This is a genomic window from Duganella sp. GW821-FHT07F09, assembly GCF_059418705.1.
Genome location: NZ_JBWKQJ010000001.1, coordinates 12,152 through 24,821, shown reverse-complemented (window position 1 = coordinate 24,821; position 12,670 = coordinate 12,152). Strand labels below are relative to the sequence as shown.

General features: G+C 61.7%; 16 protein-coding genes. 13 read left to right on the top strand and 3 right to left on the bottom strand.

The genetic code is table 11. From position 1 onward, the window contains the following. The first annotated feature begins 2 nt into the window (after window positions 1-2). Together AC07P1_RS00145 and AC07P1_RS00140 are read left to right on the top strand one after the other, a co-directional pair. Window positions 3-932: a 23S rRNA (adenine(2030)-N(6))-methyltransferase RlmJ gene (locus AC07P1_RS00145; RefSeq protein ID WP_315222436.1), complete on the top strand. Its 930-nt coding sequence runs from the start codon at window positions 3-5 to the stop codon at window positions 930-932. A 100-nt stretch (window positions 933-1,032) separates the two neighbouring features. Continuing rightward, window positions 1,033-2,301: an EAL and HDOD domain-containing protein gene (locus AC07P1_RS00140; RefSeq protein WP_494693956.1), complete on the top strand. Its 1,269-nt coding sequence runs from the start codon at window positions 1,033-1,035 to the stop codon at window positions 2,299-2,301. A 209-nt stretch (window positions 2,302-2,510) separates the two neighbouring features. On the opposite strand, the gene AC07P1_RS00135 is transcribed toward AC07P1_RS00140, so the two are convergent. Together AC07P1_RS00135 and AC07P1_RS00130 are read right to left on the bottom strand one after the other, a co-directional pair. Continuing rightward, a complete protein-coding gene (locus AC07P1_RS00135; RefSeq protein WP_494693955.1) occupies window positions 2,511-3,236 on the bottom strand; it encodes an SAM-dependent methyltransferase in 726 nt (241 codons plus the stop codon). Between the two features lie 21 nt (window positions 3,237-3,257). After that, window positions 3,258-3,884 (bottom strand): Maf family nucleotide pyrophosphatase, encoded by a 627-nt coding sequence (locus AC07P1_RS00130; RefSeq protein ID WP_494693954.1) that lies wholly within the window; start codon window positions 3,882-3,884, stop codon window positions 3,258-3,260. A 136-nt stretch (window positions 3,885-4,020) separates the two neighbouring features. Here AC07P1_RS00130 and AC07P1_RS00125 point away from each other — a divergent pair, with 136 nt between their 5' ends. After that, entirely contained in the window at window positions 4,021-4,518 is a 498-nt protein-coding gene (locus tag AC07P1_RS00125) for a YceD family protein (protein WP_315221604.1), read from the top strand. A 217-nt stretch (window positions 4,519-4,735) separates the two neighbouring features. Then, complete coding sequence (rpmF, locus tag AC07P1_RS00120; RefSeq protein WP_008449924.1) at window positions 4,736-4,918, top strand: 50S ribosomal protein L32; 183 nt, start codon at window positions 4,736-4,738, stop codon at window positions 4,916-4,918. 39 nt (window positions 4,919-4,957) lie between these two features. Here rpmF and AC07P1_RS00115 read toward each other — a convergent pair whose 3' ends face one another. Beyond that, complete coding sequence (locus AC07P1_RS00115) at window positions 4,958-5,134, bottom strand: hypothetical protein (RefSeq protein ID WP_177196599.1); 177 nt, start codon at window positions 5,132-5,134, stop codon at window positions 4,958-4,960. Here AC07P1_RS00115 and plsX point away from each other — a divergent pair. The 9 genes from plsX to AC07P1_RS00070 all read left to right on the top strand — a co-directional run bounded on the left by plsX (window position 5,106) and on the right by AC07P1_RS00070 (window position 12,487). Further along, on the top strand, window positions 5,106-6,167 hold the full coding sequence (plsX, locus tag AC07P1_RS00110) for a phosphate acyltransferase PlsX (RefSeq protein WP_494693953.1): 1,062 nt from the start codon (window positions 5,106-5,108) through the stop codon (window positions 6,165-6,167). The genes AC07P1_RS00115 and plsX overlap by 29 nt on opposite strands. Before the next feature lie 15 nt (window positions 6,168-6,182). Next, window positions 6,183-7,166 carry a beta-ketoacyl-ACP synthase III gene (locus tag AC07P1_RS00105; RefSeq protein WP_494693952.1) on the top strand — a complete coding sequence of 328 codons (984 nt, stop codon included), beginning with the start codon at window positions 6,183-6,185 and terminating at the stop codon, window positions 7,164-7,166. 198 nt (window positions 7,167-7,364) lie between these two features. Then, complete coding sequence (gene fabD / locus AC07P1_RS00100; protein WP_494693951.1) at window positions 7,365-8,306, top strand: ACP S-malonyltransferase; 942 nt, start codon at window positions 7,365-7,367, stop codon at window positions 8,304-8,306. Window positions 8,307-8,355: 49 nt separating this feature from the next. Then, window positions 8,356-9,102, top strand: a complete 747-nt coding sequence (gene fabG, locus AC07P1_RS00095; protein ID WP_494693950.1) for a 3-oxoacyl-ACP reductase FabG — start codon at window positions 8,356-8,358, stop codon at window positions 9,100-9,102. Between the two features lie 154 nt (window positions 9,103-9,256). Next, entirely contained in the window at window positions 9,257-9,496 is a 240-nt protein-coding gene (gene acpP / locus AC07P1_RS00090) for an acyl carrier protein (protein ID WP_008449912.1), read from the top strand. A 31-nt stretch (window positions 9,497-9,527) separates the two neighbouring features. Continuing rightward, window positions 9,528-10,775, top strand: a complete 1,248-nt coding sequence (gene fabF, locus AC07P1_RS00085) for a beta-ketoacyl-ACP synthase II (RefSeq protein ID WP_494693949.1) — start codon at window positions 9,528-9,530, stop codon at window positions 10,773-10,775. Window positions 10,776-10,827: 52 nt separating this feature from the next. Next, a complete protein-coding gene (locus AC07P1_RS00080; protein WP_494693948.1) occupies window positions 10,828-11,376 on the top strand; it encodes a hypothetical protein in 549 nt (182 codons plus the stop codon). 79 nt (window positions 11,377-11,455) lie between these two features. Continuing rightward, window positions 11,456-12,058: an RNA polymerase sigma factor RpoE gene (gene rpoE, locus AC07P1_RS00075; RefSeq protein WP_494693947.1), complete on the top strand. Its 603-nt coding sequence runs from the start codon at window positions 11,456-11,458 to the stop codon at window positions 12,056-12,058. A gap of 90 nt (window positions 12,059-12,148) precedes the next feature. Further along, entirely contained in the window at window positions 12,149-12,487 is a 339-nt protein-coding gene (locus tag AC07P1_RS00070) for a sigma-E factor negative regulatory protein (protein ID WP_494693946.1), read from the top strand. Window positions 12,488-12,670 lie beyond the last annotated feature (183 nt).

The window sequence follows — 12,670 nt, the reverse complement described above, 5'->3', positions numbered from 1 at the left end:
CTATGTTGAGTTACCGCCACGGCTTTCACGCTGGCAATCACGCCGATGTATTGAAGCATTTCGTGACCATCCAGCTGATGCAGTATCTGAACCAGAAAGATACCGCGTACAGCTACATCGACACGCACTCCGGCGCCGGCGTCTACGCGCTCGACAGCGCGTTCGCGTCCAAGAACGCCGAATACGACACCGGCATCGGCCCGCTGTGGGAGCGCACCGACCTGCCAGCGCCGATCAAGGAATACGTCGACCTGATCAAGGCCATGAATCCGAGCGGCAAGATGCGCTACTACCCGGGTTCGCCGTACATCGCCGACCAGGTCGCGCGCGAGCAAGACCGCCTGCGCCTGTTCGAGCTGCATCCGGCCGATTCGAAGCTGCTGGCCGATAACTTCCGCAAGCTCGACGAGCATGCCGCGCAGCAGGGCATCCGTCCGACCACGCGCGGCAAGCGCGTGCTGGTGACCCGTGGCGACGGTTTCCAGGCGCTCAAGGCGCTGCTGCCGCCGCCGTCGCGCCGCGCGCTGGTGCTGATCGACCCGCCGTACGAAGACAAGATGGACTACAAAAAGGTCAAGGACACCCTGGCCGAGGCGCTGGGCCGTTTCCCGACCGGCACCTACGCGGTCTGGTATCCGCTGCTGCAGCGCATGGAATCGCGCCAGTTCGCCGACAAGCTCAAGCAGCTGCCGTGCAGCGACTGGCTCAATGTCGTGCTGACCACGCACACCCCGATGCCGGACGGTTTCGGCCTGCACAGCAGCGGCATGTTCATCCTTAATCCGCCGTACACGCTCGAACCGATGCTCAAGGAAGTGATGCCTTGGCTGGTCAAGGCGCTGGCCAAGGACGGCGGCGCCAAATTCACGCTGGAGAGCGGCAAACCGACTTCTACGCGCAACACTCCCGCGCGCCGTCCTGTTACTCGATAGAAAAATGTTGTCAAGACGGTAGGTGCGGGTTAGTCTGGCGTTTAGCGGGTCGCTCGCTGAGATAGCGGCCCGGATAATGCCATCGCAGATTGGGAAATGAATGATGACAGCCCCGGAGCTGCCGCCGTCCAAGCTTGCGGACAATTTCTTTCTGGCCCGTCAGCCCATCCTCAACCGGGGGCAGCGGCTGGTCGGCTACGAACTGCTGTTTCGTGACGCGCACACCAACAACGCGGCCAACATCACCGACCAGGCCGCGGCCACGGCCACCGTGATCGCCCACGCGTCCGAGCTGGGCATGGGCCATGTGGTCGGCGATCAGATGGCCTTCGTCAATGTCGACGGCGTCGGCCTCATGAGCGATTTCATCCGCTTTCTTCCCAACGACAAAGTCATCCTCGAAATCCTCGAGACCGTCAAAGCCACGCCGGACGTGCTGGACCGCATTCGCGAGCTCAAGCAGGCGGGCTTCCGCTTCGCGCTTGACGACGTCATCGGCGCGACAGAGGACGTGCAAAAGCTGCAGGCGCTGTGCGACGTCATCAAGGTCGATATCCAGGACATGCGACCCGGCACCTTGCCGGCGCTGGCCCGCGTGCTCAAGAACCCCAAGCAAAAGCTGCTGGCCGAGAAGGTCGAGACGGTCGAGGAATTCCGCCAGTGCATGGACTTGGGCTTCGAATACTTCCAGGGATATTATTTCGCCCGCCCGGTGATCTTGAGCGGCAAGAAGATCTCGCCGTCGCAGCGCAGCGTGTTGCATCTGCTGGAGCTGCTTGATGCCGACGCCAGCAGTCATGAGATCGAAAGCAGCGTCAAGCATGATGCCTTGATCACCTTGAATTTGCTGCGGCTGGTGAACACGCCGGCGGTCGGCACGCGTTACCGCATCAACTCGGTGGGGCACGCGCTGATGGTGCTGGGGCGCCGCCAGCTCAAGCGTTGGTTGCAGATTTTGCTGTATGTGAAGGGGGAGGGGGCGCAGGAGTTCACGTCGCCGCTGCTGCAGCTGGCGACCACGCGCGGCAAGACGATCGAGCTGATGGTCGAACATTTGCGGCCGGGGCAGCGGGTCAGCGCCGATATCGGGTTCACGGTCGGCGTGATGTCGTTGATGGACACCTTGTTCTCGATCCAGATGCGCGACGTGCTCGAGAGCGTGAACGTGCTCGACGAGGTGAGGGCGGCGCTGCTGCACCGCGGCGGCGATTATGGCAGCATGCTCAGCCTGATCGAGCATATCGAGCATGGGCGCGAGGGGCAGGTCTTGGCGCAGATGTTGAGCCAGATGTCGCTCCGGCCGGCGGATCTGTACGCGATACAGCTCGCCGCGATCGAATGGGTGACGGATTACACGCGTGGATTTTAGACTTGGCCACTTCGCCACCTGACCGATGAAACACGTAGGGCGGATTAGCGGGCGAGGCCCGCCAGTCCGCCCCGGGGGGGGGGGCCACAGAAGGAGGCGGCCTACCTGCCGGTAGGCCTTGAGGGGCGGAACGCCGTAATCGGCCATGGTTGAGCCGTCGACGGCTCGACGATGGCCGATTACGCTTCGCTAATCCGCCCTACGTGTCTTTACTGCGCCAGCAGCAGGAACACCGTAGGCTTTTTGTGGAAATCCGGCGCCTTGGCGCTTTTCCATTGCGCGGCCGTCATCGTGCGTATCGTTTCCGATGCCAGACTCAGATCCGTCGCTACGCACACCAACGTCGACGGCGCGCAGGCCGCCACCAGCGCCTCCAGCATCGCCGCGTTGCGGTACGGCGTCTCGATAAACAGCTGCGTCTGCTTTTCCTTGCGCGAACGCGTCTCCAGCTCCTTGATCCGCGTGGCGCGCTGCGCCGCGTCGGTCGGCAGATAGCCGTTGAAGGCGAAACTCTGGCCGTTCAGGCCGCTCGCCATCACCGCCAGCAACAGCGACGACGGTCCCACCAGCGGGCGCACCGGGATATTGTGCTGGTGCGCCAGCCGCACCAGGTCGGCGCCGGGATCGGCCACCGCCGGTACGCCGGCCTCCGACACCAGTCCGCCATCGCGCCCCGCGAGCAGCGGCGCCAGCAGGCCGGCCAGCGCGGCCGCCGGCGTGTTGACGTTCAATTCTGAGATGGTGATCTCCTGCAGCGGCTTGGCCAGCGCATGGTTGGCGTTGACCAGTTTGAGGAAGGCGCGCGCGGTCTTGGCGTTCTCCGCGACGAAGTAGTCCAGCCGCGAGGTGATCTGCTGTACCTGCTCGGGCAGGACGGAGGAGAGCGCTTCAGTCTCGCCCAGGGTGTTCGGTATTAAAAAGAGGGTGCCGGGCATAAAAATCTGGGTTTTATTTGATTACGTGTTGAAAAAGGAAACGCCGATCTTGCGCAGCATGCCTGTCAGCGCGATCAAAGGCAAGCCGGTGAGGGCGGTCGGGTCGCTGCTGTCGATGCGTTCGAGGATGGCGATGCCTAGTGCTTCGTTCTTGGCGCTGCCGGCGCAGTCGTACGGCTGTTCGATGCGCAGGTAGGCGTCGAGCTCGGCGTCGGGCAGGTCGCGGAACTTCACGATGGTGCGGATGTCCTCCACCTGCGCGGCGGTGGCGGGATCGGCCGCGCGGCCGTCCCAGACGCACAGCGCGGTGTGGAAGATGACTTCGCGGCCGCGCATCTTTTGCAGCTGGGACAGCGCGTTGGCGTGGTTGCCCGGCTTGCCGATCTGCTCGTCGTCCAATGTGGCGACCTGGTCGGAGCCGATGACGATGCGGCCGGGCAGCTTGGCGGCCACGGCGGCGGCTTTTTCACGCGCCAGGCGCAGCGCCGTGGCGCTCGGCGTTTCGCCGGGCAGGGGCGCCTCGTCGATGTCGGGCACGGCGACCTCGAACGGCAGTTGTAGCCGTGATAATAATTCCTTGCGATAGGCCGAACTGGAGGCCAAAACGAGCCGTTGTGCGGGGATTTGAGCGGTTGCGCTTGATGTCATAGGGGGAATGTTATATGCTCTGTCGCCGGCTTGAAGAGCGACGGAAAAAGACGAAAAACAGGAAAAAGCCGCGCAGGCTTTGACTTGATGCCGAAAACCCTGTTATTATCGCAGGTTTTCCGGGGAATTTTCTGTAATGAATGCTATTGTCATCGACGCTTTTGAGTTTTGTCGGAGCAACGGCAGCCAGCAAGGCGTGACGCCTGTTGCCGAAATGACCCGCCTGACCAAGGATTGTGCCGATACCTCGGGCACCATCACCTGGAAGGTCGAAGGAGGCACCGGCAAGATGGGCTTCCCGCAGTTGAAGCTGTCGGTCGCCGGCACCGTGCAATTGGTCTGCCAGCGCTGCCTGACCCCATACGCTCACACCATCGATTCGTCGACGCTGTTGATGCTGGGTAAGGACGATCAGCAGGCGGATGAAATCGAAGAAATGATCGACGACGAGACGATCGACGTGATCGTCGGTAGCCGCACCATGACGGTGGCGGATCTGGTGGAAGACGAAGCGCTGCTGGCCCTGCCGCATACGCCGAAGCATGATGTCTGCCCCGATAGCGCCCTGCTGGACAAGGCGAAAAGCGAGAAGATCTCGCCGTTCGACGCCCTCAAGGGCCTCAAATCCGAATAAGTACCAAATAAGTAGCAAGCACGCAAGACCGAACAAGTAGTACGTAAAGTACGTGCCACGCACGTGTTGTAGTCGAGTATGGCAAGTCAGTAGGGCAATGTAGTAAATCTCAGTTTAACTATGCCGGTTCCGTTTTGCCGGCAGGATACTCGATTCGCATGTATTTGCTGGTCGAATGTGTTAAAATTTTAGAACTTATGTATTAGGAGTCATTAACATGGCAGTTCAACAGAACAAGAAGTCCCCTTCGAAGCGCGGTATGCACCGTTCGCACGATTTCCTGGTTGCTCCACAACTGGGTATCGAGCCAACCACCGGCGAAACGCACCTGCGTCACCACATCAGCCCTAACGGCTTTTATCGTGGTCGTAAAGTCCTGAAAACCAAAAACGACGAGTAATCGACGCTTTTGCTGGACCCGGAAATAGGCGGTGCTGTCTTATGAAGCATCGCTTTTTCTTTTTTCATCGGCTGCAATCCTCTTTTGCACACCGTCATTTTGAAACGCGTAGACCTGGGTTTCAGTGGTCCGCCGCTTGCCGCAGCTTGCCCAGACAAGGGCTGGAGCGTGGTACTGAATCAAAACAATGACAATCAAAATTTCTATCGACTGCATGGGCGGAGATCACGGTCCATCGGTCACCATCCCCGCAGCTATTTCCTTCGTCAAACGCGAACCAGAGGCTGAACTGATACTCGTCGGTTTGGAAGACGTTATCCGCGCAGAACTAAAAAAACATCACGCCGAAGCGCATCCGCGCCTGTCCGTCGTGCATGCATCCGAACAAGTCACCATGGACGATCCGCTGGAAGTGGCGCTGCGCCGCAAGAAGGATTCGTCGATGCGCGTGGCCATCGAGCAGGTCAAGGGCGGCAGCGCCCAGGCCTGCGTCTCGGCCGGCAACACCGGCGCGCTGATGGCGGTGGCCCGTTACGTGCTCAAGACCATGACCGGCGTCGACCGTCCGGCCATCTGCAGCATCATGCCGAACCAGAAGGGCGGCCCGACCTACATGCTCGACCTGGGCGCCAACGTCGATTGCGAACCGCATCACCTGCACCAGTTCGCCATCATGGGTTCGGTGCTGGTGTCGGCCATGGAAAACATCGAGCGTCCGACCCTGGGCCTGCTCAACGTCGGCACCGAGGACATCAAAGGCAACGACGTGGTCAAGGCCACCAGCAAGCTGCTGCAGGCCGACCACGAACGCGGCGCGCTCAACTTCTACGGCAACGTGGAGGGCAACGACATCTTCAAGGGCACCACCGACATCGTCGTCTGCGACGGCTTCGTCGGCAACGTCACCTTGAAAGCGGTGGAGGGCGTGGCGCGCTTCTTCGCCGACACAGTCAAGACCGAATTCAAACGCAATCCGTTGACGATGCTGAGCGCCCTGATCGGCGGCGGCGCGTTGAAAGCCATCAAAAACCGCCTGTCGCCGTCGCGCTACAACGGCGCCAGCCTGCTCGGTTTGCGCGGCCTGGTGTTCAAGAGCCATGGTGGCGCCGACGCATATTCTTTTGAGTGGGCGATCAAGCGGGCGTATGATGCTGCAAAAAATGATGTGTTGCCGCACATTTCGACGTTAATCGCCGAACTCATGCCACGCAACACGGAAACCCCGGAAGTACCAAGCTCAACTATTTAGTGGATGGTAGACGGCATGACTTTGTACAGCAAAATAATCGGCACCGGCAGCTATTTGCCTGAGCGGCGTGTCACCAACCAGGATCTGACCGATCAGCTCGCCGCCAAGGGCATCGAGACTTCGGACGAGTGGATCGTCAGCCGCAGCGGCATCTCGGCGCGCCACTTCGCCGAGCCGGGCGAGAAGTCGTCCGACCTGGCCGTCAAGGCCGCCAAGCGCGCGCTCGACATGGCCGGCTTGCAGCCCAACGATATCGACCTGATCGTCCTGGCCAGCTCGACCCCCGATTTCTTCGGCAGCTTCCCCAGCACCGCCTGCATCGTCCAGCAAAAGCTGGGCATCACCAACAACGGCGCCGCCGTCGACGTGCAGGCCGTCTGCAGCGGCTTCGTCTACGCGATGTCGACCGCCGACGCCTTCATCCGCGCCGGCATGAACAAGAACGTGCTGGTGATCGGCTCGGAAGTGTTCTCGCGCATCCTCGATTTCAACGACCGCACCACCTGCGTGCTGTTCGGCGACGGCGCCGGCGCCGTGGTGCTGACCGCGTCGCAAGAGCCGGGCATCCTGGCCACCGCGCTGCACGCGGACGGCCGCCATTCCGGCATCCTGTGCATGCCCGATTCGTTCGGCGGCGCCATCGCCGGCGAGGCCTACCTGTACATGGACGGCCCGGCGGTGTTCAAGCTGGCCGTGTCGGTGCTGGAGAAGGTCGCCCACGAGGCGCTGGAAAAAGCCAATATGGCGCAGGACCAGATCGACTGGCTGATTCCGCACCAGGCCAATATCCGCATCATGAACAGCACCGCCAAGAAGCTGGGTTTGCCGCTGGAGAAGATGGTCGTCACCGTCGATCAGCACGGCAATACGTCGGCGGCGTCGATTCCGCTGGCGCTGGATGTCGCGGTGCGCGACGGCCGTATCCAGAAGGGGCAGAACATCTTGATGGAAGGCGTCGGCGGTGGTTTCACCTGGGGCGCGGTTCTGGCGCGTTTTTGAGGCTGAATTAGAATTAGAGTTCTAACGAGCCCGGCGGTAGCAACATTGTCATTAGACCGTGTTAGCGTAACCGCGGGATCACGTAGGGCGGATTAGGCGGAACGCCGTAATCGGCCAATGCGCCCGCCGTCGAGACGCATGCATGGCCGATTACGCTTCGCTAATCCGCCCTACGAAAATTAACGAGATGGATTTGTGATGACTAAATTTGCTTTTGTATTTCCAGGCCAGGGGTCGCAGGCGATCGCGATGATGGACGGCTTCGCCGGCAACCCGGTGGTGGCGCAAACGATCGCCGAGGCGTCGGACGCGCTGAACTTCGACCTGGGCAAGCTGATGGCCGAAGGTCCCAAGGAAGAGCTGGACCTGACCACCAACACCCAGCCGGTCATGCTGACCGCCGCCGTCGCCACCTACCGCGCGTGGATCGCCGCCGGCGGCCCGGTGCCGGCTATCGTCGCCGGCCACAGCCTGGGTGAATACTCGGCGCTGGTCGCCGCCGGCGTGATCGCGTTCAAGGACGCGGTGCCGCTGGTGCGCTTCCGCGCGCAAGCGATGCAGGAAGCCGTGCCGGTCGGGCAGGGCACGATGGCCGTGGTGCTGGGCCTGTCGGACGACGACGTCCGCGCCGCCTGCGCCGAGGCGGTCGCCGCCACGCCGGGTTCGGTGGTCGAGGCGGTCAACTTCAACGCGCCGGCCCAGGTGGTCATCGCCGGCGAAACCGCCGCCGTCGAGCGCGCCTGCGAGATCGCCAAGGCCAAGGGCGCCAAGCGCGCCATGAAGCTGCCGGTGTCGGCGCCGTTCCACTCGTCGCTGCTCAAGCCCGCGTCGGACCGCTTGCGCGACTACATGGCCGACCTGGCTTTCTCGGCGCCGCAGATCGCGCTGATCAACAACGTCGACGTCGCCGTGCTCAACGATCCGGCCGCCATCAAGGACGCGCTGGTGCGCCAGGCCGCCGCGCCGGTGCGCTGGGTCGAGACGATGCAGAAGGTCGCCGCCGAAGGCATCGCCCAGGTGGTCGAGTGCGGTCCGGGCAAGGTCCTGATGGGCTTGACCAAGCGCATCGACGCCACCCTGGCGGGCGACGCCATCACCGACCAGGCCTCGCTGGACCGCATCTTGACCTCGCTCAAGTAAGCGGCGCAGGTAAATCAAAGACACTCGTTATTTACGTAGAAGGACAACCATGAATTTAGCAAATCAAGTCGCTCTGGTCACGGGCGCATCGCGCGGCATCGGCAAGGCCATCGCGCAAGAGCTGGCCCGCCAGGGCGCGCGCGTGATCGGCACCGCCACCACCGAGGCGGGCGCCGAGGCGATCAGCGCCTACCTGGCCGAGTTCGGCGCCGAGGCGGGCAAGGGCATGGTCCTGAACGTGACCGACGCCGCGCGTTGCGCCGCCGTCATCGACGAGATCACCAAAACCTTCGGCGCCGTCGGCATCCTGGTCAACAACGCCGGCATCACGCAGGACCAGCTGGCCATGCGCATGAAGGACGAGGAATGGGACAGCGTCATCGCCACCAACCTCAGTTCCGTCGGCCGTTTGTCGCGCGCTGTACTGCGCGGCATGATGAAAGCGAAAACTGGGCGTATTATTAACATCACTTCGGTGGTGGCGTCGTCCGGCAATCCAGGCCAAATGAACTATGCCGCCGCCAAGGCCGGCGTCGAGGGCATGGGCCGTGCGCTGGCGCGCGAGATCGGCAGCCGCAACATCACCGTCAACAGTGTGGCGCCGGGCTTCATCGATACCGACATGACCAAGGCCCTGGGTGAGGAGCAACACGCGGCGCTGTTGACGCAGATTCCGCTGGCGCGCCTGGGCAAGCCGGAGGATATCGCCGCGGCGGTGGCCTTCCTGGCGTCGCCGCAAGCGGCATATATTACCGGTACCACCTTGCACGTGAATGGCGGTATGTACATGAATTGACGGGTTCCGGCGTGAATAAAAAGCCGATTCCCGTCTTTTACCAGTGATTTCGAAAGAGTTTGCAGTAAATTAGCGGCAGACATCGAAATTAGTTTTTCAGTGCGCAAACCTGATAAAATGCGCGCTTTCCGTAACAAACAAATGGAGCCATAACATGTCGGATATCGAACAACGCGTTAAGAAAATCGTCGCTGAGCAACTGGGCGTCGCCGAAGCAGACATCAAGATCGAATCCTCGTTCGTCGACGACCTGGGCGCTGACTCGCTGGACACCGTCGAGCTGGTGATGGCCCTGGAAGACGAATTCGAAATGGAAATCCCTGACGAACAGGCAGAAAAGATCACGACCGTACAGCAAGCGATCGACTACGCTACTGCACACGTCAAGGCCTGATTTACCGCCCGATCGACTTTAGGAGAATCGCTTGAGAGGTTCTAAAAACCGTCGTGTTGTCATTACCGGCCTGGGCGCCGTTTCCCCGATCGGCAACAATGTTGCCGACACGTGGGCGGCGGCGCTGGAAGGCAAATCCGGTATTGCCACCATCACCAAGTTTGACGCGCAAGCTTTCAGTACCCGTTTTGCCGGTGAAGTCAAAGGCTTCAACATCGAGGACTACATCTCGGCCAAGGAAGCCCGCCATATGGATACGTTTATCCATTACGGCATGGCGGCCGGTATCCAGGCCGTGCAGGATTCCGGCGTGGTCGTGACCGAAGACAACGCCGATCGCATCGGCGTCATCATCGGTTCCGGCATCGGCGGCCTGCCGATGATCGAAGAGCAGAAGGAAGACTACGACAAGCGCGGTCCGCGCCGTATCTCCCCGTTCTTCGTGCCGGCGTCGATCATCAACATGATCTCCGGTAACCTGTCGATCAAGTACGGCATGCGTGGCCCTAACCTGTCGATCGTGACGGCCTGCACCACCGGCCTGCACTGCATCGGCGCCGCCGCTCGTCTGATCGAGTACGGCGATGCCGACGTGATGGTGGCCGGCGGCGCGGAATCGACCATTTCGCCGCTGGGCCTGGGCGGTTTCGCCTCGGCCAAGGCGCTGTCGTCGCGCAACGACGATCCGGCGACCGCGTCCCGTCCATGGGACACGGACCGCGACGGCTTCGTGCTGGGCGAGGGCGCCGGCGTGATGGTGCTCGAAGAGTACGAACACGCCAAGGCGCGCGGCGCCACGATCTACGCGGAACTGCTCGGCTTTGGCATGAGCGCCGACGCGTATCACATGACCTCGCCGTTGGAAGACGGCGCCGGCGGCAGCAAGTCGGCGCAAGCCGCGTTGCGCAACGCCGGTGTCAATCCCGACCAGGTGCAGTACGTGAACGCGCACGGCACCTCGACGCCGCAGGGCGACGTGGCCGAGGTGCAGGGCATCAAGCGCACCTTTGGCGACCACGCCAAAAAGCTGGTGGTCAACTCGACCAAGTCGTTGACCGGCCACCTGCTGGGCGGCGCCGGCGGTCTGGAGGCGGTGTTCACGGTGCTGGCGGTCCACCATCAGGTGTCGCCGCCGACCATCAACATCTTCAACCAGGACCCGGCATGCGACCTGGACTTCTGCGCCAACGTCGCCCGTCCGATGAAGATCGAGTACGCGCTGAAGAACTCGTTCGGGTTCGGCGGCACCAACGGCAGTCTGCTGTTCGGTAAAATGTAAAAAAGTTTGACTTCGCGTTGAACTAAATCCGGGCTCACCTGGTCCAACCAAAGTGAGCGAGGATTCGGCGCTGGCATTCGCCAGCGCCAGAATTGCCCAGCCTAGCGCTGGCGCTTCCAAGCTGTGTTGTTTCCCCCTATTTTTTGTGTACGCGTTTTGTGGTGCTGCCGTCATGTCGATTGCGGTGTCCGTCATCGTTCGCCCCTCGTCCGGCTTGCGTCTTTTGCACGCCGGGTTGTGTAGTTGCGTGACGATGTCGGGCGCCGTCTGTCCGGGCGTGTTCGCGCCGCTGCTGTGTGTGTTGGCCGGCGTGCTCGGCTGTGTGATGGGGCGTCCCTGCGGTTTCGCGCTGCAGCTTGATATATCGGGTGTCGGCGGGGTCCGGCTGGCGGTATACCAAGAACCAGGGACGGCCTTGCGCCTGCTGGATGGGTCGACCTTGTGGCCGGGCATCTTGTTGTTACGCCTGGGTGGCGATGACGGCAGGGTGCGGTGGGTGCTGGTGCTGCCCGACGGTGTGACGCGGCCTGAGCTGCGTGCGCTGTCGCTGGCGTGCCGTTCCGTTGCTGGACGCACTGAAATAAAAACGCCAACACTGTGAACTTCTTGCAGCGGGCTAACTCTATAGCATATATGACTATAGGATTTGGCGATGCTGCAGGCCACTGAGGAATGCAGGAGTGACGACAGAACGTGAGTGTGACCAGATGCTGGTCGACCGGGTCCGGGCCGGTGACAAGCAGGCGTTTGATATGCTGGTGGCGAAGTATCAACGCCGCCTGATGCGCTTGCTGTCACGTATCGTGCACGACCCGGCCGAGGCTGAAGATGTGGTACAAGAGACGTTTATCAAGGCGTACCGGGCGTTGCGGCATTTTCGCGGCGACTCCGCCTTCTACACGTGGCTGTACCGCATCGGCATCAATACCGCCAAGAACTTCCTGGCGACGCAGGGCCGCCGTACGCCCACGTCGACCGAAGCGGATGCGGAACAAGCGGAAGCCTTTAACGATGGAGAGCAATTACGCGACATCAATACGCCGGAATCCATGCTGGCAAGCAAACAGATCGCGCAGACGGTCAATGCGGCGATGGATGCCTTGCCTGTGGATTTGCGCACCGCGATCGCCCTGCGCGAGATCGAGGGATTGAGCTATGAGGAGATTTCAGACATCATGGCCTGTCCCATCGGCACGGTCCGCAGCCGCATATTCCGTGCCCGCGAAGTCATCGCCGAAAAATTGAAGCCTTTACTGGACATGCCGATTGACAAGCGCTGGTAAGGCAGTAATGATGGCAATTGTTGTTGGCGTCCAGAAAGTGTCGACTAGGCGGCACCAGGGTGGATGTGTTTTAAGATGGCGGGATACGCGATGGATACCCAGAAAAGACTGCACGAAAACATCTCGGCGCTGGCCGATGGTGAACTGCCGCACAGCGAACGGGAGCTGGCATTCGCCGCCCTCGACACTGCGGACGGGCAGGCGGCCTGGCGCGCTTACCACCTGACCGGCGACGTGCTGCGCGACCAGGCCGACGGCACCCTCAGCGACGGCTTCAACGCGGCGCTGGCCGAGCGCCTGGCCGCCGAACCGGCGCACGAGCTCTCCCCGTTCACTCCCGGCGCCAGCGATCCGGCGGCGCCGCCGTTCGACGCGGAGCCGCCGCCAGAGGATCTGCCGGAGTCGCGGGCCGACGTGATTCTTCCCTGATGTTGCCGCGGTTCGGCCATGCCTTTGCCGTAATTCTGCCTTAAGCCAGCGGCCGTCACATACTCTTATAATAACTTTGGGCAAGCTGGCGGGCGACTTTTCGCTTACCATGTATGCTGACCACCCATGACGCTCGGCGATACTGGGTGGTTAAACGCATCCAAGAACTTTATAGAGACCGAT